At 71.9% G+C, this 19623-nt stretch carries 16 protein-coding genes; 7 read left to right on the top strand and 9 right to left on the bottom strand.

Translation table 11 applies throughout. The features are described 5' to 3' along the window. The first annotated feature begins 108 nt into the window (after positions 1–108). The 3 genes from ACFV20_RS28540 to ACFV20_RS28550 all read left to right on the top strand — a co-directional run bounded on the left by ACFV20_RS28540 (position 109) and on the right by ACFV20_RS28550 (position 4199). Entirely contained in the window at positions 109–957 is an 849-nt protein-coding gene (locus ACFV20_RS28540; protein WP_234848483.1) for a 3-hydroxyacyl-CoA dehydrogenase family protein, read from the top strand. A gap of 150 nt (positions 958–1107) precedes the next feature. Next, entirely contained in the window at positions 1108–1431 is a 324-nt protein-coding gene (locus tag ACFV20_RS28545) for an STAS domain-containing protein (RefSeq protein ID WP_385661445.1), read from the top strand. A gap of 266 nt (positions 1432–1697) precedes the next feature. Then, positions 1698–4199 (top strand): ATP-binding protein, encoded by a 2502-nt coding sequence (locus tag ACFV20_RS28550; RefSeq protein ID WP_385661447.1) that lies wholly within the window; start codon positions 1698–1700, stop codon positions 4197–4199. 66 nt (positions 4200–4265) lie between these two features. Here ACFV20_RS28550 and nucS read toward each other — a convergent pair whose 3' ends face one another. Next, positions 4266–4937, bottom strand: a complete 672-nt coding sequence (gene nucS, locus ACFV20_RS28555) for an endonuclease NucS (RefSeq protein ID WP_033312972.1) — start codon at positions 4935–4937, stop codon at positions 4266–4268. Positions 4938–5192: 255 nt separating this feature from the next. Between nucS and ACFV20_RS28560 the strand changes: the two genes are divergently transcribed. Continuing rightward, positions 5193–5585 carry an SCO5389 family protein gene (locus tag ACFV20_RS28560; protein ID WP_234848125.1) on the top strand — a complete coding sequence of 131 codons (393 nt, stop codon included), beginning with the start codon at positions 5193–5195 and terminating at the stop codon, positions 5583–5585. 83 nt (positions 5586–5668) lie between these two features. Here ACFV20_RS28560 and ACFV20_RS28565 read toward each other — a convergent pair whose 3' ends face one another. Beyond that, a complete protein-coding gene (locus ACFV20_RS28565) occupies positions 5669–6697 on the bottom strand; it encodes an LLM class flavin-dependent oxidoreductase (RefSeq protein WP_385661451.1) in 1029 nt (342 codons plus the stop codon). 264 nt (positions 6698–6961) lie between these two features. Here ACFV20_RS28565 and ACFV20_RS28570 point away from each other — a divergent pair, with 264 nt between their 5' ends. Continuing rightward, on the top strand, positions 6962–7294 hold the full coding sequence (locus ACFV20_RS28570) for an ATP/GTP-binding protein (RefSeq protein WP_385661454.1): 333 nt from the start codon (positions 6962–6964) through the stop codon (positions 7292–7294). 6 nt (positions 7295–7300) lie between these two features. On the opposite strand, the gene ACFV20_RS28575 is transcribed toward ACFV20_RS28570, so the two are convergent. From ACFV20_RS28575 to mce, 7 genes are all read right to left on the bottom strand, one after another. Then, positions 7301–8173 (bottom strand): ABC transporter permease, encoded by an 873-nt coding sequence (locus ACFV20_RS28575; protein WP_385661457.1) that lies wholly within the window; start codon positions 8171–8173, stop codon positions 7301–7303. Further along, positions 8170–9528, bottom strand: coding sequence for an ABC transporter ATP-binding protein (locus ACFV20_RS28580; protein ID WP_385661459.1), 1359 nt, complete (start codon positions 9526–9528; stop codon positions 8170–8172). Before ACFV20_RS28580 ends, ACFV20_RS28575 begins: the two co-directional genes overlap by 4 nt. A gap of 123 nt (positions 9529–9651) precedes the next feature. Further along, a complete protein-coding gene (locus ACFV20_RS28585) occupies positions 9652–10422 on the bottom strand; it encodes an ABC transporter permease (protein WP_385661462.1) in 771 nt (256 codons plus the stop codon). A gap of 3 nt (positions 10423–10425) precedes the next feature. Beyond that, entirely contained in the window at positions 10426–11394 is a 969-nt protein-coding gene (locus tag ACFV20_RS28590; RefSeq protein WP_385661464.1) for an ABC transporter ATP-binding protein, read from the bottom strand. An 86-nt stretch (positions 11395–11480) separates the two neighbouring features. Further along, complete coding sequence (locus ACFV20_RS28595) at positions 11481–12416, bottom strand: cellulose-binding protein (protein WP_053670559.1); 936 nt, start codon at positions 12414–12416, stop codon at positions 11481–11483. A gap of 195 nt (positions 12417–12611) precedes the next feature. Continuing rightward, positions 12612–16559 carry a polarized growth protein Scy gene (gene scy, locus ACFV20_RS28600; protein WP_385661467.1) on the bottom strand — a complete coding sequence of 1316 codons (3948 nt, stop codon included), beginning with the start codon at positions 16557–16559 and terminating at the stop codon, positions 12612–12614. Positions 16560–16792: 233 nt separating this feature from the next. Next, positions 16793–17233 carry a methylmalonyl-CoA epimerase gene (gene mce, locus ACFV20_RS28605; RefSeq protein WP_031107947.1) on the bottom strand — a complete coding sequence of 147 codons (441 nt, stop codon included), beginning with the start codon at positions 17231–17233 and terminating at the stop codon, positions 16793–16795. Between the two features lie 148 nt (positions 17234–17381). Here mce and ACFV20_RS28610 point away from each other — a divergent pair, with 148 nt between their 5' ends. Then, positions 17382–18599 (top strand): acetyl-CoA C-acetyltransferase, encoded by a 1218-nt coding sequence (locus ACFV20_RS28610; RefSeq protein WP_385661470.1) that lies wholly within the window; start codon positions 17382–17384, stop codon positions 18597–18599. Between the two features lie 50 nt (positions 18600–18649). Beyond that, positions 18650–19606, top strand: coding sequence for a methylmalonyl Co-A mutase-associated GTPase MeaB (gene meaB, locus ACFV20_RS28615; RefSeq protein WP_385661473.1), 957 nt, complete (start codon positions 18650–18652; stop codon positions 19604–19606). Positions 19607–19623 lie beyond the last annotated feature (17 nt).

The following is a 19623-nucleotide window of genomic DNA, read 5'->3' on the forward strand; positions in this document are numbered from 1 at the left end:
TCACGTCGTGAGACGTGAAACGCGTTACTAAGCGCTCACACACGCTCTCACGAGCGCTAGTGTCCGCCCGAGAAGCAGACATAAGCAGCGCGTCAGGGGAGTCGCACAGTGGCAGGGAAGCTCGCCGTCATCGGAGCCGGCCTCATGGGATCCGGCATCGCCCAGGTCTCCGCACAGGCGGGCTGGGAGGTCGTCCTGCGTGACGTCACCGACGAGGCACTGAAGCGCGGCACCGACGGCATCAAGGCGTCGTACGACAAGTTCGTCGCCAAGGGCAAGCTGGAGGCGCACGACGCCGACGCCGCCCTCGCCCGCATCACCGCGACCACCGACCTGGACGCCGTGGCCGACGCGGACGTCGTCGTCGAGGCCGTGTTCGAGAAGCTGGAGATCAAGCACGAGATCTTCCGCGCGCTCGACAAGATCGTGAAGGACGAGGCGATCCTCGCCTCCAACACCTCCGCCATCCCGATCACCAAGATCGCGGCGGCCACGGAGCGCCCCGAGCGGGTCGTCGGCACGCACTTCTTCTCGCCGGTGCCGATGATGCAGCTGTGCGAGCTGGTCCGCGGCTACAAGACCAGCGACGAAACCCTCGCCACGGCCCGGGAGTTCGCCGAGTCCGTCGGCAAGACCTGCATCGTCGTCAACCGCGACGTCGCCGGCTTCGTGACCACCCGTCTCATCTGCGCCCTGGTCGTCGAGGCCGCGAAGCTGCAGGAGTCGGGCGTGGCGAGCGCCGAGGACATCGACCTCGCCTGCAAGCTGGGCTTCGGCCATGCCATGGGCCCGCTGGCCACGGCGGACCTGACCGGCGTCGACATCCTGCTGCACGCCACGAACAACATCTACACCGAGTCCCAGGACGAGAAGTTCGCGGCTCCCGAGTCGATGCGCCGGATGGTTGACGCCGGTGACATCGGACGCAAGAGCGGGCAGGGCTTCTACAAGCACTGAAACCGCACATGCCCCGGGCCCATCACACGCCAGGGTGAATTCGGTATCGGTTCGCTTACAGGAAGCAACCTCTGACTCCTCCACACAGTCAGAGGTTGCATCACCCACATCCAGAACGCGGAGCACGATTCGCACGCACGGGGAGCGCATATGTACATCAGGGGCGACCACGCCGAGCTGGTCGTCGGGGGCCGCCTCGACGTCCAAAGCGCGGCGGACGCCCGTACGGTCCTGCACTCGGCCGTCGACGACGGAGTCGGGGACCTGGTGCTGGACCTGTCCGAACTGGACTCCTGGGACGCCACCGGACTGGGTGTGATCATGGGAGCCCACCGGCGGGCCGGCCGCTGCGGCCGGCGCCTGGTACTGCGCGGGGTGCCGCCGCAGATGCAGCGCCTGCTGGTGGCCACCCGTCTGCACCGGATCCTGGCGATCGAGGGGGGCATCGGGGTGGAGACACTTCCCCGCGTGTGACGGCTCGCGCGGGTGTGAGCCGGGCGCCCGGGGAGACCCGGACGCCCGTCGTCGAATCGTGCGACGCGCACAATCCTCACGAGACCGTGACGTTACGGACGGCGCGGTACCCCGGACTGTCGTAGATACTGTGCGAAGGTTTAGGGTTCGGCTGCCCGCTGACTTGAACCCTTCGAGCGGGACCGGACCAGAAGCGACAGCGCGGTGTGCAGCAAGGCCGGGAGGGGCTTGTCCACGCACACACACGCTTTTGGGGGGCTTGACCTATGGATCCTGACAACCAGGGACCCGAGGAGTACGGCCACGGCGATGGGGGAGGCCCCGCGCCGCGCCAGCGCCCTCCGAGGGAATCCCTCACACCCGACTTCGCGCAGCACGCCCCGGCGCTCGCCCGCACGGTGCGGCTCGTCTCCGGAGACTTCCTGCTGACGGTCAACCCCGTCGACGGCAGCGAGATAGAGGTCTGCCCGCCCGCGGAACGCCCCGCCCGGCCCGTGAAGCTCACCGCGGCCGAACGCGCCGAGGCCGACCGCGCGGCCCGCCCGCCCGTCCCGCCCGGCCCCGCGCTGCCCACCCTGCCGCTGCTGGCCCGCCAGGACGAGCGCGAGGCCCTGGTGCGCCTGCTCGCCCGCGGCCGCTCCACCCGCCTCACCGGCGCGCCCGGCTCGGGCCGCACCCGTCTGCTCGACCTCGTCGCCGAGGACTGCTCCGACCTCGCCCCCGACGGCGTCGTCCGCCTCAACGGCTACGGACGCACCGCCGACGACCTGCTGTACGACCTGTTCCACGCGGTGTACGGCGCCCCCCTGCACCGCCCGGACCGGGACGAACTGCTCACCCACGTCGGCGAGATCGGCGCCGTCGTCGTCCTCGACGACCTGGAGTTCGGCGGCACCGCGCTCGACGAGCTGCTGGCGGCCACCCCGGAGTGCGCCTTCCTGTTCGGCGTCACCCCCGACGTGCCGGCGCCGTCCGCCGACACCGGCGTCGAGGAGGTCCTCCTCGGCGGACTGGAGCGCGCCGCCGGGCTCGACCTGCTGGAACACGCCGTCGGCCGGACCCTCACCGAGGACGAGTCCACCTGGGCCGGAGACCTCTGGTTCGAGTCCGAGGGCCTGCCGCTGCGCTTCGTCCAGGCAGGCGCCCTGCTGCGGCAGCGCGACCGGCTGCGCGCCGGCACCAGCGCCGTCGACGAGTTCGGCGTCTTCGAGGACGCGCCCCCGGCAGGCACCGCCGAGAGCTACGACCTCGGCGACGACGTGCCGCTGCCCGCGCTCGGCGAGGCCGCCGCGCCCGCGCCGCTGCTCGCCTCCCGGCTGAGCGCCTCCGCCCGCGCCACCCTGCGGTTCGCGCTCGCCCTCGGCGGCGAGGTCCCGCACCAAGCCCATCTGCCCGCCCTGGTCGGCGACACCCACGCGGACGCCGCCCTCGGCGAACTGGCCACCTGCGGCCTCGTCTCCCCGGTCGGCTCCCGCTACCGCCTCGCGGCCGGCGTGCCGGCCCAGCTGGAGGCCGCCGGGTACGCCGACGAGGCCGAGGCCCGGGCCCGCAGCGCCGCCCAGCACTACTCCTGGTGGGCGGGACACCCCTCGGTCACCCCCGAGCGCGTGTGCGCCGAGGCGGACGCGGTCCTCGCCGCCCTGGCCGTCCTCGGGCCGGTCACCCGCCCGCCCGCCGAGGGCGAGGAGAGCGCGGCCGTGCACCTGGCCCGCACCGCAGCCCCCGCGTTCGCCGCCGGACTGCACTGGAGCGCCTGGGAGCGCGCCCTGCGCTCGGGCGCCGAGGCCGCCCGGCTCGCCGGGGACGTCTCCGAAGAGGCCTACTTCCACCACGAGCTCGGCGTCCTCGCCCTGTGCCGGGGACGCCTCGACCGGGCCCGCGCCGAACTGGAGGCCTCCATCGGCCTGCGCGGCGCCCTCGCCGACAAGCGCGGCACCGTCGCCGGCCGCCGCGCCCTCGCCCTGGTCGCCGACCGCTCGGGCACACCGCTCGCACTCGGACCGACCGCGGGGGAGGAGGTGCCGGACACCCGTGACGAGGAGTCCGCGTCCCCGCCCGGCGGTGTTCCCGCGCCCTTCCCGACGCTCCAGCAGCCGCCCTCCACGGACCTGGTCACCCACCGCACCACGCCCGGGCCCTCCCGGGCGGCCCGGGGCGGCCTCAAGGGCCTGGCCCGGCGCAATCTGGTGGCCGCCGGCGCCGGTGCGCTGCTCGTCGCCGTCCTGGGCACGGTGGTGACGCTCGGCGCCACCTCCGACAACGACAAGAACCCGCCCTCCGGCCAGGTCGGCGTCAACCCGTCCGCGAGCCAGGGCGTCAGCGACGACAGCCTCGGCGCCGACCGGCCGGGGAACGACGGCGACGGCACCGGCGACGTGCCCGCCCGGCCGACGGACCCGGGCCCGGACGGAACCCTCGGCACATCGGACGACCCGACCCCGACGGCCTCCCCGAGCGGCTCGGCGGACCCCAGCGACTCCGCGTCGCCGTCGAAGCCGCCGTCGTCCTCGAAGCCGCCGTCCACGTCCAAGCCGCCGGCGACGTCCAAGCCGCCCGCCACGTCGAAGCCCCCGACGTCCAAGCCGCCGACGTCCGAGCCGCCGACCTCGCAGCCGCCGACGTCCGAGCCACCCACCTCGCAGCCGCCGACGACCAGCCCCTCCACCTCCGACTCGGCCAGCGGCCCGGCGCCGAGCGCTCCCACGAGCAACTCGGCGAGCGCGCCGCAGAGCACCACCGGCGCACCCGGCCCGGAGACGGTGATCTGAGGGCCGTACACACGGCAGGGCCGGGTCCGTTCCGCGGACCCGGCCCTTTCGTCGTCGTACGGGCTGTCAGAACAGCCGCAGCTTGTCGTCCTCGATGCCGCGCAGCGCGTCGTAGTCGAGCACCTGGCAGCCGATGCCGCGGTCGGTGGCGAGGACGCGCGCCTGCGGCTTGATCTCCTGCGCCGCGAAGACACCGCGCACCGGGGCCAGATGGGGATCCCGGTTCAGCAGCTCCAGGTAGCGTGTGAGCTGTTCCACGCCGTCGATCTCACCGCGCCGCTTGATCTCCACCGCGACGGTCTTCCCGTCGGCGTCCCGGCACAGGATGTCGACCGGTCCGATGGCCGTCGGGTACTCGCGGCGGATCAGGGTGTAGCCCTCGCCGAGTGTCTCGATACGGTCGGCCAGCAGCTCCTGGAGGTGCGCTTCCACGCCGTCCTTGATCAGGCCGGGATCGACGCCCAGTTCGTGCGAGGAGTCGTGGAGGACTTCCTCCATCGTGATGATGAGCTTCTCGCCCGCCTTGTTGACGACGGTCCAGACGCCCTCCTCCTCACCGGTGCCCTCCTTCAGGGTGCACGGCGGCGACATCCAGTTCAGGGGCTTGTAGGCCCGGTCGTCGGCGTGGATCGAGACGCTGCCGTCCGCCTTCACCAGGATCAGGCGCGGGGCCGAGGGGAGGTGGGCGGTGAGCCGCCCGGCGTAGTCCACGGAGCAGCGGGCAATGACGAGACGCATGGTCGGCAACGCTACTCGACGGGCACCTGTCGACGCGATTCGCCCTGGAAAACACGCGTTCGGTAATGGCCGATTGTGTGCCGGTGTGCTCAGTGGGAGTGTCTCATCTGCGCATTTTCCTGGTGCCGTCACCTTACGTTGCTTACCGTATGAACGGGAGGTCGCGGTGCGTGTACGCAGCGTGTCCGGCGTCGCGGACTCCTTCATCTGTCCGGCAACCCCTGCCCGCCGGGCGGGGGTGCGAGAGGAGAACTCATGTCGCTCGACGTCTCACCGGCCCTACTCGAACAGGCCGAGCGAGGCGAGGTCGACGAAGCGGAATTCGTCGACTGCGTCCGGACCTCCCTGCCTTACGCATGGGAGATGATCAGCTCACTGGTGGCCCAGCTGAAGGTGGACGGCGGTGCGTTCGCCGACAACCAGACGCCCCCGCCGGACGAGCAGGCACGCGGTCAGCTGCTGCGTGCACTTGCGAGTGACGCGATACGCGGCGCGCTGCAACGGCACTTCGGTGTGCGGCTGGCCTTCCAGAACTGCCACCGGGTGGCCGTGTTCCCGCTCGACTCCTCGGTCGACGAGAAGCTGGACCGCTTCACCTCGATCCGCAGTCAGGTGCTGAACCAGTCTCCCGAGTTCCGGGACTGCTGACGCGGCGCCACTTGCTTGCCGCTCCGTACGCGGGAGGTGCAGTTCTGTACCGGAGCGGCAAGCCCCCAGGAAGTCACCGCGGATCAGACGAGTTGGGGAAGCACCTCGGCCCCCAGCCGCCGTACGTTCTCCTCGGTCGCCGCCAGATCCCCGGAACCCTCGACGAGCAGCGCGAAGCGCGAGATGCCGGTCCGCTCACTGGTCGCCGCCAGCCGGTCCGCGCACAGCCGCGGGGTGCCCACCGGGTGCAGCCCGCAGAGCAGTTCGGTGTAGGCCTGCGGGTCGCGCATCCGGCGCGAGCGCCCGTCGACCGTGACGTGCGCCTCCAGGCCCTGCTTCAGCCAGCCCGGCATCGCCTTCGTCAACGTCTCCGCCGCGTCGACCCGCCGGTCTGCGATCTGGCAGACGCCGGCCGACACATGGGACGCGCCCAGGATCTCCTCCGGCGACCGGCCGCAGGCCCGCGCGTGCTGCCGCCACAGGGCGACCATCTCGGCCTTCTCCTCGTCCCCCACGTGCATCCCGAGCAGCATCGACAGACCCCGCTCGGCGGCCAGCCGCACGCTCGCCGGAGAGGTGCAGGCGACGACGACCTCGGGCCCCGGGCCCTCCGCCAGGGCCTCCGACGGCCGTGGCACGACGGGGACTTCACGGAAACGGAAGCGCTCCCCGTCGGCCGCCACGGACGACTCCCGCAGCCAGCGCATCAGTAGCTCCAGGGACTCCGGAAACCCCTGCTCGTACGCCTCCAGACCCGCGCCGAACACCTCCAGATCGACCCAGGGGCCGCCGCGCCCGACACCGAGCGTGAAACGGCCGTCGCTCGTGTGGTGCAGCAGCGCCGCCTGCTCGCCGAGGGCCACCGGGTGGACCGTGGACAGCACACTGACCGCCGTACCGACCCGGATGCGCCGGGTGCGGCCCAGCAGTAAGGCGGCCAGGGTGATGGCGGACGGACACGTGCCGTACGGCACGAAGTGGTGCTCGGCCAACCAGACCGTGTCGAGCCCGGCCTCCTCGGCCACTTCGGCCGAGCGGACCGCGCGGTGCAGCGCCTCCCCCTCGCCCTGGCCGGGGAACTGGGCCGCCAACACGAAACTTCCCACGCGCATTGCTTTCCTGCTTCCTTGGCTCCGACGCGGAGCTCCCCCACAGCGCATAACCGTCTGACACGTGCCGAGGACACGGCCGGGCGGAGTATTTTGCGGATTGTCTGCAGAATGGGTCGTTCCGCCGGCGGCCGGGAGCGGAGCAACAAGGGGCCGGGTCCGCCGGACGCGAGGCGCCGAGGCCGATCGTGCCGTACGCGTACCCCCGTGCGCGCCGCGTAGGCTGGACGCGGCCCGTGCTTCCTGTATAGCCCCGAGAGGTGTCCCGTGTCCCCGCGTCGCAACCGACCCAAGGGCGCCGTTTGGTCCGGCCGGAGCGCCGAGGACGACCGGCCCGGCCGTTACGGCGGCTGGCAGTCCTCGGAGAACTGGCAGGGCGAGAACTGGAGCGTGCGGCACGTGGCCGGCGCGAGCGCGCAGGGCAAGTCCTACCGCTGCCCGGGCTGCGACCAGCTGATCCCCGACGGGGTGCCGCACGTGGTGGCCTGGGCCGAGCACACGGGCGTCGACGACCGCAGACACTGGCACAAGGCCTGCTGGAACGCGCGGGACCGCCGCACCCCGGGGGTGCAGCGGTCCCGTAACGCGCCGAGGTTCTGACCGGGCTCAGACGTCCCGCTTCTCCTGCAGCACGAAGGCGCCGGCGAACGCGACGGCCGTGACGCCGAGGATGATCCACAGCGGGTCCCAGCCGGACGGGCCGGAATCGCTCAGGGAGTTGGCGTAGAAAACGCTCAGCTGGTTCGGGATCGAGTACTCGAACAGGGCGTCGCGCACGTCCTGGAGGGACTCCGAGAACATGAACAGGGCGATCACCAGCGGGGCCAGGACGGCACCGATCATGATGGTGATGGCGCCCGCCGAGTGCCGGATGATCGAGCCGACCAGGAGCGAGAGCAGGCCCAGCAGCGCGATGTAGAGCGAGATGCCGACGGTGCCCTTGAGCCACTCGCCGCCGGAGGGGGACTTGGCGCCGTCGCCCTCCAGCATCGCCACGTGCATGAAGGCGACGAGCGACGCGGACACCAGCGTCACGACGAACGCCGTCAGGAAGAACACCACGGCCTTCGCCGCCAGCACCCGGCCGCGGCTCGGGCACGCGACCATCGTGGTGCGGATCATGCCGGTGCCGTACTCCGAGGCCGTGGTCAGCACGCCCAGCGTGATGATGCACATGCTGCCCAGCAGCAGCCCGAAGAACCCCAGGCCGAGGGGGCTCTCGCCGTCCAGGGCCGGGTCGGACTCGGCCACCACCACGCCGGTCAGCGTGCCGATGCCGATCACGAGCAGGACGAACACCCCGAGCGTCCACAGGGTGGAGCGCACCGACCGGATCTTCGTCCACTCGGACGCGACGGCGTGCCCGAGGTGCGTGCGCACGACCGGGATCGGCGAGGTGTAGCCGGACGGGAACGAGGTGCCGGGTGCCGCCTGCCAGGCGGGCGCGGCCTGCGGCATCTGGGACTGGGGGCTGCTCATCGGGCGTCCTCGGGCTTGGTCAGGTCGGGAGTCGGGGCCGCGGCGGGCGCGGACGGCGCGGCGGCCGGCTGGGGCGCGGACTGCGGAGCGCTCTGCGGTGCCGGGCGAGTCTGGGGCGCCGGCGGGGCGGCCGCGGGGGCCTGAGCCGGTGCGGCCTGCGGACCGGACCCGGCGGCGGCCTGCGGAGCGCCCTGGGGCGCCGGGGGAGTCTGGGGCGCGGGCTGGGCGTACGGGTTGGCCGCGCCCGGGCCGGGGGCGCCCTGGGCGGAGCCGTACGGGCCCGCCGGCGCCTGGCCCGGCGCGCCCTGGGGCGCGAACGGCTGCCCGCCCTGCTGGGGCGGCGGCGGGGCGTACCAGCCCGGCTGGCCCTGCCCGGGCACCGGCATCGGCGGCTGCGCGCCGGGCGGCAGCGGCTGCTGGAGCCCTTCCTTCTGGTCGATGGTCGAGCGGTAGTCGACGGCACCCTGCGTCATCCGCATGTAGGCCTCCTCCAGCGAGGCCTGGTGCGGCGAGAGCTCCCACAGCCGTACGTCGTGGTCGTGCGCGATGTCGCTGATGCGCGGCAGGGGCAGCCCGGTCACGCGCAGCGCGCCGTCCTGCTCGGGCAGCACGTGCCCGCCCGACTCGGTCAGCGCGGCCGACAGCTTCTCGCGCTGCTGCGGCTCGGTGTCGGGCGTGCGCACCCGTGCGAAGTCCGCGGAGTTCGCCGAGATGAAGGCGGTGACGCTCATGTCCGCGAGCAGCTGACCGCGCCCGATGACGATGAGGTGGTCGGCCGTCAGGGCCATCTCGCTCATCAGGTGGGAGGAGACGAAGACCGTACGGCCCTCCGCCGCCAGCGCCTTCATCAGGTTGCGCACCCACAGGATGCCCTCGGGGTCGAGGCCGTTGACCGGCTCGTCGAACAGCAGCACCTGCGGGTCGCCGAGCAGCGCCGCGGCGATGCCGAGCCGCTGCCCCATGCCGAGCGAGAAGCCCTTGGACCGCTTCTTGGCCACGTCCTGCAGACCGACCACGCCGAGCACCTCGTCCACCCGCCGGGCCGGGATGCCCGAGAGCTGGGCCAGGGACAGCAGGTGGTTGCGGGCGGAGCGGCCGCCGTGCACCGCTTTGGCGTCCAGCAGGGCACCGACCTGACGGGCGGCGTTGGGCAGCCTGCGGTACGGATAGCCGCCGATCGTCACCTGCCCGGCCGTCGGGTTGTCCAGGCCCAGGATCATCCGCATCGTCGTCGACTTGCCCGATCCGTTGGGCCCGAGGAAGCCGGTGACGGCCCCGGGCCGCACCTGGAAGGAAAGGTTGTACACAGCGGTCTTGTCGCCGTAGCGCTTCGTCAGGCCGACTGCTTCGATCATGCTCCGCACCCATCGCAAGGTTCAGGACAGCAGGGCACACGCCCCCGTAAGGGTTAGGAGGATATCGAGGCGCTGACGGTTCCTTCCAAGAGGAGGTAAAAGGCCGGGCCGCGTCCGTCCCTCCTAGGCGTCCCGCTTCTTCAGCAGCACATAGCCGCCGACGAGCGCCGCGAGCACCCACAGCCCCATGATCCCCAGGCCGCCCCACGGTCCGTACGGGGTGTCGTCGTCGATCGGCGTGACCACCTGCATGATCTTGCTGCCGGCCTGGTCGGGAAGGAACCGGCCGACCTTCTTCGTCGCGTCGACGTTGCCCAGGATGTTCGAGATCAGGAAGAAGAACGGCATCAGGATGCCCAGCGACAGCATCGGGGAGCGGAGCATCGCGGCGATGCCCATGGAGAACATCGCGATCAGCGCCATGTAGAGGCCCCCGCCGAACACGGCCCGCAACACCCCCGGGTCGCCGATCTCCGCCCGGTGCGTGCCCAGCATCGCCTGCCCCAGGAAGAAGGCGGCGAAGCTGGTGACGAGACCCACCAGCAGGGCGAGCCCGGTGGCCACGGCGATCTTGCTGAACAGGAAGGCCCCCCGCCGCGGCACCGCGGCCAGCGAGGTGCGGATCATGCCGGTGCTGTACTCGTTCGACACGACCAGCACCCCGAACACGATCATCGCGAGCTGCCCCAGACTCATCCCCGCGAAACTGATGAACGTCGGGTCGAACTCGGCCCGCTCCTGCGCCTTCATCGAATCGAACTCGTTCTTCGACAGCGCCGAGATCAGCATGCCGAGGGCGACCGTCACGACCACCACCAGCGAAAGGGTCCACACCGTGGATGCCACCGACCGGATCTTGGTCCACTCCGACCGGACGACCTGCGTCACCGCCATGCCTCAGCCCCTCTTCCAGCCGTCGCCCCACTGCTGCCGCGGTGGCTCGGGGCTCGTCGCGTCCGTCCCGCTGTGCGCGTGGTACTCCACCGACTCCGCCGTCAGCTGCATGAACGCCTCCTCCAGCGACGCCTGTTGCGGACTCAGCTCGTGCAGCGTGATCCGGTGCTGCGCCGCCAGCTCACCGATCTGCTCCGCCTTGCCGCCGTCCACCTCCAGCACCCCCTCGCCGCTCTCCACGGCCACGATCCCGGCCTGGTGGAGCACGTCGAGCAGCCGCTCCCGCTGCGGACTGCGGACCCGGACGTACGACCGTGAGTTGCGCGCGATGAAGTCGGCCATGGAGGTGTCCGCGAGGAGCCGGCCCTGCCCGATGACGACGAGGTGCTCGGCCGTCAGGGCCATCTCGCTCATCAGGTGGGAGGAGACGAACACGGTCCGGCCCTGCGCCGCGAGCGACTTCATCAGGGTGCGGATCCAGTGGATGCCCTCGGGGTCGAGGCCGTTGACCGGCTCGTCGAACATCAGGATCCGCGGGTCGCCGAGCAGCGCGGCCGCGATGCCGAGCCGCTGGCCCATGCCCATGGAGAAGCCCTTGGTCTTCTTCTTCGCGACCGCCGTCAGCCCGACCGTCTCCAGCACGTCCCGCACCCGGCTGCGCGGGATGCCGTTGCTCTGCGCGAGGCACAGCAGATGGTTGTAGGCGGTGCGCCCGCCGTGCCAGGCCTTCGCCTCCAGCAGGGCCCCGATGTACGTCAGCGGGTCCTTGAGCTGTTCGTAGTGCTTGCCGTCGATACGGACGTCACCCGCGGTCGGGTGGTCGAGGCCCAGGATCATCCGCATGGTCGTCGACTTGCCGGCGCCGTTCGGCCCGAGGAAGCCGGTGACGATGCCCGGTCTCACGGTGAAGGACAGGTTGTTGACCGCCACCTTCTCGCCGTACCGCTTGGTCAGCCCCTCCAGCTCAATCATGCCCGCCACGCTAGAACGGGACAAAGCCCTCTGCCACCCGAGCGGCAGAGGGCTTTGCGGAGATTCAGCCTCCGTATGCCCGCGTGTTACCGGGACTGCTGGGCCGGGACCCCACGGGAGATCGGCTCGTCCTCGGCCGGCGTACCGGCGGCGGCCACCGCGGCGCCCGTGAGCGTCGCGAGCATCTCGCGGACGTTCGTCAGCTGGGCGTTGATGCTGTCGCGGCGGTTGGTGAGGGCCGCGAGCTCCCGCTCGGATTCCGAACGGATGCGGTCGGCCTTGGCGTTGGCGTCGGCCACGATGTCCTCGGCCTGGCGCTGGGCCGTCTCCACCGTCTGGCGGGCGCGGCGCTCGGCGTCCGTGCGCAGCTTCTCGGCCTCCAGACGCAGCTGCTCGGCGCGGTGCTCGATCTCGGCGAGGCGCTTCTCGGCCTTGGCCTGACGGGACGCCAGGTCGCGCTCGGACTGCTCCCGGCGCTTGGCGAGATTCGTCTCGAAATCGGCGGCGGCCTGCGCGGCCTTGGCGCGGGTCTCCTCGAAGAGGGCGTCCGCCTCCTCACGCTTGGACTGCGCGTCCTTCTGCGCCTCGGCACGCAGCTGGGAGGCGTCACTCTTGGCCTTCTCGACGATCCGCAGACCCTCGTCCTCGGCCTTCGCCTTGCGCTCGGCCGCGTACGACTCGGCGTCGTTGCGCACCTGCTGGGCCGCCGACTCGGCGAGCTCGCGGTGCTGCTCGGCCGCGCGCCGGGCCTCCTCGCGCAGGTCCTTCGCCTCCTCCTCGGCGAGGCGGAGGATCTTCTCCACGCGCGCGCCGAGACCCGCGTACGACGGCTCGGCGTCGGTGATCTGGGCCTGGGCGTTCTGCGTCTCGAGGTGGAGCTCTTCGATGCGCTTTTCCAGAGCGGTGATGCGGGAGAGAGCGCTGTCACGGTCGGAGACGAGCTTGGAGATACGTTCGTCCACCTGAGCGCGGTCGTACCCACGCCGCACAAGCTCGAAGCCGTAGGGGGAAGTGTCGCTCATGGGGTTCCTGTCGAATGAGACCGGTGAGGTGATAGGTGGAATCCTAGGGGCCGAAACGGTGTGTCATCGAGCGGATGCGCGTTTGATCTGGAAAATGAGACCCCTTTTGAGTGGCTAAGCGGCGGATCGCTTGCCAAAACTTGGTCAAAGCCCCCGGATGGCCCCGGAATCGGACGCCCCGCCCCGGCCGGACCGCTAGCCGTCCGAGGACTTGCCACCCGATCGGGGTGCGCCGACCGTCGCGCCCGCCTTGACCCCGTTGTCCTTGGAGCCGGCGGGTGCCTCGAAGGATTCCAACGCCTCCAGGACGTCCTGGACACGGGAGATCTCGGCGTTGATGTCCTCGCGGCGGCGGACCAGGACCTCCAGCTCGCGCTTGCCCTCCTCGACCGTGCGCTTGGCCTCGCGGATCGCCTCGGCCTTGAGCTCCTCGGCCTCCCGGACCAGCGTGGTCTTCTTCTGCTCGGCCTCCTTGAGCAGCCCCTCCGCCTTCTTCACCGCGGCGATGCGGACCTTGCCCGCCTCGGAGTTGGCCTCCGAGACGATCTCCTTCGCCTTGGCCTGCGCCTTCGCCAGCTGCTCCTCGGCCGCCTTGACGAGCGCGTCGCAGCGGTCGCCCGCCGACTTCATCGTCTCGGCGGACTCACGGCGGGCCCGCTCGTGCAGCTCCTCGATCTCGGAGGTGATGCGGTCGCGCAGCTCCTCGGCGCGCTCCCTTATCTGCGTGGCGTCCCGGCGCGCGCCGACCAGCAGCTCGTCGGCGTCCGTACGGGCCTTCTCCACCAGGGAGTTGCCCTCGACGGTCGCCTCGGAGACGAGCCGGTCGGCCTCCTTGCGGGCCGCGCCCACCATGGTGTCGGCCCGCGACTCCGCCTCCGCGGTGGTCTTGTGCGCCTGCTGCTGCGCCTCGCTCAGCAGCTTGTCCGCCTCGGCCGTGGTCTCCGTGATGAGCTTGTCGACCTGCCCGGCCGCCTCGGAACGCCGCTTGTTGGCGTCCTTGCGGGCCTCGTCCAGGGTGCGGTCGGCCTCCTCGCGCGCGGTGCCGACGAGCCGCTCCGCCTCCGCCTCCGCGTCGGTCTTGACGCGCTCGGCCTCGCGGCGGATCCGCTCGGCGTGCTGCTGCGCCGAGCCGACCGTCTCGGCGGCCTCGGCCCGCAGCCGCTCGGCCTCGCCGGTGGCCTCCGCGACCAGCTGGTCGGCCTGGGCGACCGACTCGGAGCGCAGCCGCTCGGCCTCCGTGGCCGCCTCGGACCTCACCCGCTCGGCCTCGGACAGGGCCTCCGTGCGGACCCGTTCGGCCTCGGTGACCGTCTCCATCCGCAGCCGGTCCGTCTCCTGGACCGTCTCGGTGGTGAGCCGCTCCGCCTCGCTGCGCGCCTCGGAGATGAGCGTGTCCGCCTGCGTCGCCGCGTCCGACCGGATGCGGTTGGCGTCCTCGCGGGCGTCCGCCCGGGTGCGCGAGGCGGCCTGCTCGGCCTCGGCGATCGCGTCCGACGCCTCCGTGCGCACCCGCTGGGCGTGCTCGGCCACATCCGCGCGGATCCGCTCCGCCTCCGAGATCGCCTCGGACATCGTCCGCTCGGCGAGTGCCTTGGCGGCCTCGCTCTCCTCGTGCGCCTCGCGCCGCAGCCGGCCCGCGTCCTCGCTCGCCCGCTCCCGCTCGGCGTAGGCGTCGGAGCGGACCCGGTCCGCCTCCTCCTGGGCCTCCCGGCGCGTACGGTCCGCCGCGTGCTCGGCGGCGGAACGCAGCCCGGTGATCTCCTCCTGGGCCTGCTCGTGCAGCCCGGCGACGGAGTCACGCACCTGCTGCGCGTGCTGCTCGGCCGCGGACACCATCTCCGTGGCCCGCCGGTCGGCCTCCTCGACCAGCCGGACGGCCTCGGCCTGCGCGTCCTCCACCCGCTTGCGCGCCGAGGCCAGCAGCTCCTCGCTCTGCTCGCGGGCCCGCTCACGCTCCTGGTCGGCCTCCTGCCGGGCACTGCCGAGGAGTTCCTCCGCCTCGCGACGGCGCCGGTTGGCCTCCTCCTGGGCGGCGGCCAGCGTCTCGGACGCCTCCGTGGCGAGCCGCTCCGCGGCGGCCTGCGCCTCCGCGCGCACCCGGTCGGCGCTCTCCTGCGCCTCCGTCTTCAGCCGCTCGGCCTCGTTCGCCGCCTCCGAGCGCAGCCGTACGGCGACGGCCTCGCCCTCGGCACGCGCCGCGGACGCGTCCGCCGCGGCCTCGTCACGCAGCCGCTCGGCCTCCGCCTCGGCCTGCTGCTGGAGCGTACGGATCCGCTCGGCGGCCTCGGCACGCAGCCGCTCGTTCTCCTCGGCGGCCTCGCGGCGGATCCGCGCGGCCTCCTCACGGGCGTCCGACAGCGCCTGCTCGGCGGCCGTCAGCCGCTCCTCCGCCTCCACCTGGAGCCGCGTCAGCTCCTCGGCGGCCTCGGCACGACGGGCGTCCACGGCCCGCTCGGTCTCCTCGTGCAGCTCGCGGGCCGCGCGCTCGGCCTCCTCCTTGAGCGCCTCGGCCTGCTCGACGACCTCCTCGCGGTGCCGCTCGGCCTCCTGCCGGGTGCGCTGGAGGGTCTCCTCGGCCTGCCGGCGCAGGGTCGTCGCACGCTCGATGGCCTCGGTGCGGACCTTCTCGCTGTCCGCCTGGGCCGTCGTGCGCAGCTCGTCCGCGTCCGCCTTGGCCTTGGCGAGCAGCTCCTCGGCGGACCTCGCCGCCTCCTCGATCTGCGCCACGGCCTCCTTGCGGGCCTCGGCGCGGATCTTCTCGCCCTCGTCGACCGCGTCCGCCCGCAGCTGCTCGGCCTCGCCGCGCAGCCGGCGGGCCTCCTCCTGCAGCTCGACCGTCTTGGCGCGGTACTCCTTGGTGTCGTCCTTCGCCGCGCCCTTGAGCTGCTCGGCGATGTCGTGCGCCTCGGCCCGCAGCCGGTCCGCCTCGGCCTCGGCCTCGGAACGGATCCGCTCGGCCTCCTCGGCCGCGGCCCTGGTGGTCTTCTTGGCGTCCTCCGACGCCTTGTTGAGGACCTCCTCGGCCGTACGGGCCGCCTTGGACAGCTGGGTCGCGGTCTCCTCGGCGGTGAGCGTGCGGGCCTTCTCGGAGGCCTCCGCGACGATCTTCTCCGCCTCGGCCTTGGCGTCGGCGACGATCTGCTCGGCCTCGGACCTGGTGTTCTCGGCCTCCTTCGTGGCCTCCTCGACCAGCCGGGCGACCTGCTCCTTGGCGGTGCGCGTGCGCGTCTCGTTCGCCGACTCGGCGCTCGCCAGGGCCTTGGCGGCGGCCTCCTTGGCCTCCGCGACCAGCTTCTCCGACTCGGTCTGCGCCTTGCGCAGCGCCTCCTCGGCCTCCGCCATCCGCTGCTCGGCGGCCTTGCTCAGCTCCTGCGCCTCACGGCGCGCCGACTCCGACTCGGTGACGGTCGACGTACGCAGCTGCTCGGCGTGGTCCGTGGCCTCCTGCGCCTGCGTGGAGGCGGCGTTGAGCAGGCGCTCGGCGTCCGTGCGGGCGCGGCGCAGGATCTGCTCGGCCTCGGCCCGGGCCTCCTCGGCCGCGCTCGTCAGCCGCTGCCGGGCCTCGGTGGCCAGCCGCTCGGCCTCCGCGCGGGCGGTGGCCAGGGCCTGCTCGGCCTCGGCGCGGGACTCGTCCAGCAGCCGGCGGGCCTGCTGCTCGGTGCGGGCCCGCAGCTGTTCGGCCCACGCCACGTTCTCGTTGACGTGCGACTCGACCGTCTGGCGGCGCTCGGCCAGCTCCTGGTCCAGCTGCTGGCGGCGGGTCACCGCCTCCTGGTGCAGCTCCGCCTGGAGCCGGGCCGCCTGCTCGGCGTGCTCCTGGAGGATCCGCTGGGTCTGCGCCCGGGCCTCGCTCAGCTCCCGGTCGGCGTCCGCCCGGATCTGGTCGGCCTGCATCTGCGCGTTGCGCAGCAACTGCTCGGCCTGCCAGCCGATGTCGCCCCCGTCGAAGGAGGGCCGGGTCATGATGGTCCGCCGCGCCTCGTGCAGCTTGGCGCGCAGCACCTCGACCTGGTAGCCGAGGTCCTCGGCGTGCTGGATCGCCTTTTCCCGCTCGGTCTTCAGCCGCTTCATCTCGGCTTCGAACCGAGAGAGGTGGTCGACGTCAGCCGCCGGCTCTCGCTCCTGGCTCTCGTAGCCCCGCACTGCGCGGTCCCATCCGTCCCCTGGTCGCAACTCTTACCGAACGAGCTCCGTCCATACGCCGAACGGGGCCCCCGGGGAATGGTGTCAGATCATCGGCGGAGCAGAGGCTGCTGCCCCGACGCTCGTCCCCCGAAACCCGGACCCCGGTGGTCCTGCCGTCGCACGGCGGGACCGCGGTCACCCTGGACTGAGCGGCGACCGCCCCCAACCCTACCGGCCCTTATGTACGAGGGTCAGTGCTCAGGTGACTCAACAGGCGCCGAAGTGACCAGTTCTGTCAGTACGCCATGACAGTCCTTGGGGTGCAGGAAGGTGATCCGTGACCCCATGGAACCGACTCGCGGCTCTTCGTACAGCACGCGTACGCCCTTGCCCTTGATCTCCTCGGCGTCCCCGTCGACATCCGCCGTACCGAATGCGATGTGGTGCACGCCCTCGCCGTTCTTGGCGAGCCACTTCGCGACGGTGGAGTCCTCGCGGGTCGGCTCCAGGAGCTGCAGGTAGGAGGCGCCGCCGTCGGACGTCTCGTTGATCTTGAGCATGGCCTCCCGCACGCCCTGCTCCTCGTTGACCTCGGAGTGGAACACCTCGAAGCCGTAGGTGGCACGGTAGAACTCGACGGTCTTGTCGAGGTCGAAACAGGCGATTCCGATGTGGTCGATTCGCGTCAGCATGGATTCAGTGCAGCGCCCCCGCCGTGGTTACGCAACGTGCGCGCGATCACACCGACAGCCCGATGACGGCACGGAGTGCCACTCAGTACATTCGAAGTAAACCCTCGTTCACTCCTCGGCTGTGCAGCCGGTAAGGGGATCGCAGCTCATGTCTTCTGGAACTTCCGGAACTTCCGGAGCGAACAGCTCGGTGATCGTCGCGGGCGCGCGTACGCCCATGGGTCGGTTGCTCGGATCGCTGAAGTCCTTCTCCGGAGCCGACCTCGGCGGCTTCGCGATCAAGGCCGCCCTCGACCGTGCGGGGATCGGTGGCGACCAGGTGCAGTACGTGATCATGGGGCAGGTGCTCCAGGCCGGTGCGGGGCAGATCCCGGCCCGCCAGGCCGCCGTCAAGGCCGGCATCCCGATGAACGTCCCGGCGCTGACCATCAACAAGGTGTGTCTGTCGGGCCTCGACGCCATCGCGCTCGCCGACCAGCTGATCCGCGCGGGTGAGTTCGACGTGGTCGTCGCCGGCGGCCAGGAGTCGATGACCAACGCCCCGCACCTCCTGCCGAAGTCCCGCGAGGGCTTCAAGTACGGCGCCGTCGAGATGCTCGACGCCATGGCGTACGACGGGCTGACCGACTCCTTCGACGGTGTCGCCATGGGCGAGTCCACGGAGAAGCACAACACCCGCCTGGGCATCGCCCGGCCCGAGCAGGACGAGATCGCCGCGCTGTCGCACCAGCGGGCCGCCGCGGCGCAGAAGAACGGCGTGTTCGACGCCGAGATCACGCCGGTGGAGATCCCGCAGCGCAAGGGCGACCCGGTGCTGTTCAGCAAGGACGAGGGCATCCGCGGTGACACGACCGCCGAGTCGCTCGGGAAGCTGCGTCCGGCGTTCGCCAAGGACGGCACGATCACGGCCGGCTCCGCCTCGCAGATCTCCGACGGTGCCGCCGCCGTCGTCGTGATGAGCAAGGCCAAGGCACAGGAGCTCGGCCTGGACTGGATCGCCGAGATCGGGGCCCACGGGAACGTGGCCGGGCCGGACAACTCGCTGCAGTCGCAGCCGTCGAACGCGATCCTGCACGCCCTGAAGAAGGAGGGCCTGGAGGTCTCGGACCTCGCCCTCATCGAGATCAACGAGGCGTTCGCGGCCGTGGCCGTGCAGTCCATGAAGGACCTCGGGGTGTCCACCGAAAAGGTGAATGTCAACGGTGGTGCGATCGCCCTGGGTCACCCGATCGGGATGTCCGGCGCGCGTCTGGTGCTGCATCTGGCGCTGGAGCTGAAGCGGCGCGGCGGTGGCGTGGGCGCGGCCGCGCTGTGCGGTGGCGGCGGCCAGGGTGACGCGCTGATCGTGCGGGTACCGAAGGCCTGAGAGCACTTCCGGCAGGTCTCGGCCGGTCCCTTTTTCTGAACGGAGCTGTGATGCAGGACGTCTCCACCCTGGTGGCCCAGGCCAGGGAAGGCCGGCCGCGGGCCGTGGCCCGGCTGATCTCCCTGGTGGAGGGGGCGTCCCCGCAGCTGCGGGAGGTCATGGCGGCGCTCGCGCCCCTCACGGGCGGGGCGTACGTCGTGGGGCTGACCGGGTCGCCCGGGGTCGGCAAGTCCACGTCGACCTCGGCGCTGGTCACCGCCTACCGCAAGCAGGGCAGGCGGGTCGGCGTGCTCGCCGTCGACCCGTCGTCCCCGTTCTCGGGCGGTGCGCTGCTCGGGGACCGGGTGCGGATGTCGGAGCACGCCTCCGACCCGGGCGTGTACATCCGGTCCATGGCGACACGCGGGCATCTGGGCGGCCTGGCGTGGGCCGCGCCGCAGGCCATCCGGGTGCTGGACGCCGCCGGCTGCGACGTGATCCTCGTCGAGACGGTGGGGGTCGGGCAGTCGGAGGTGGAGATCGCCTCGCAGGCGGACACGTCCGTGGTGCTGCTCGCGCCCGGGATGGGGGACGGGATCCAGGCGGCCAAGGCCGGGATCCTGGAGATCGGTGACGTGTACGTCGTGAACAAGGCGGACCGGGACGGGGCGGACGCGACGGCCCGCGAGCTGAACCACATGCTGGGGCTCGGGGAGTCCCGCGGTCCGGGCGACTGGCGCCCGCCGATCGTGAAGACGGTCGCCGCGCGCGGTGAGGGCGTCGACGAGGTCGTCGAGGCGCTGGAGAAGCACCGGGCCTGGATGGAGGAGCGGGGTGTCCTCGCGGAGCGACGGGCGGCCCGGGCCTCGCGCGAGGTCGAGACGATCGCGGTGACGGCCCTGCGGGAGCGGATCGGCGACCTGCACGGCGACCGCCGCCTCGGGGCGCTGGCGGAGCGGATCGTGTCGGGCGAGCTGGACCCGTACCGGGCGGCGGACGAGCTGGTCGCGGGGCTGACGGAGGGCTGAGGCCCCGGCGTCGGCGT

It is taken from the genome of Streptomyces sp. NPDC059696 (assembly GCF_042733745.1).
Lineage (GTDB): Bacteria > Actinomycetota > Actinomycetes > Streptomycetales > Streptomycetaceae > Streptomyces.

Excerpts from the sequence above, each read along its gene's own strand:
- ACFV20_RS28575 (WP_385661457.1), bottom strand. The coding sequence starts at position 8,173 with ATGAGCAGCCCCCAGTCCCAGATGCCGCAGGCCGCGCCCGCCTGGCAG.
- ACFV20_RS28585 (WP_385661462.1), bottom strand. The coding sequence starts at position 10,422 with ATGGCGGTGACGCAGGTCGTCCGGTCGGAGTGGACCAAGATCCGGTCG.
- meaB (WP_385661473.1), top strand. The coding sequence starts at position 18,650 with ATGCAGGACGTCTCCACCCTGGTGGCCCAGGCCAGGGAAGGCCGGCCG.
- ACFV20_RS28565 (WP_385661451.1), bottom strand. The coding sequence starts at position 6,697 with ATGCGCGTGGGAAGTTTCGTGTTGGCGGCCCAGTTCCCCGGCCAGGGC.
- mce (WP_031107947.1), bottom strand. The coding sequence starts at position 17,233 with ATGCTGACGCGAATCGACCACATCGGAATCGCCTGTTTCGACCTCGAC.
- nucS (WP_033312972.1), bottom strand. The coding sequence starts at position 4,937 with ATGCGTCTCGTCATTGCCCGCTGCTCCGTGGACTACGCCGGGCGGCTC.
- ACFV20_RS28580 (WP_385661459.1), bottom strand. The coding sequence starts at position 9,528 with ATGATCGAAGCAGTCGGCCTGACGAAGCGCTACGGCGACAAGACCGCT.
- ACFV20_RS28545 (WP_385661445.1), top strand. The coding sequence starts at position 1,108 with ATGTACATCAGGGGCGACCACGCCGAGCTGGTCGTCGGGGGCCGCCTC.
- ACFV20_RS28550 (WP_385661447.1), top strand. The coding sequence starts at position 1,698 with ATGGATCCTGACAACCAGGGACCCGAGGAGTACGGCCACGGCGATGGG.
- ACFV20_RS28560 (WP_234848125.1), top strand. The coding sequence starts at position 5,193 with ATGTCGCTCGACGTCTCACCGGCCCTACTCGAACAGGCCGAGCGAGGC.
- ACFV20_RS28610 (WP_385661470.1), top strand. The coding sequence starts at position 17,382 with ATGTCTTCTGGAACTTCCGGAACTTCCGGAGCGAACAGCTCGGTGATC.
- ACFV20_RS28590 (WP_385661464.1), bottom strand. The coding sequence starts at position 11,394 with ATGATTGAGCTGGAGGGGCTGACCAAGCGGTACGGCGAGAAGGTGGCG.
- ACFV20_RS28595 (WP_053670559.1), bottom strand. The coding sequence starts at position 12,416 with ATGAGCGACACTTCCCCCTACGGCTTCGAGCTTGTGCGGCGTGGGTAC.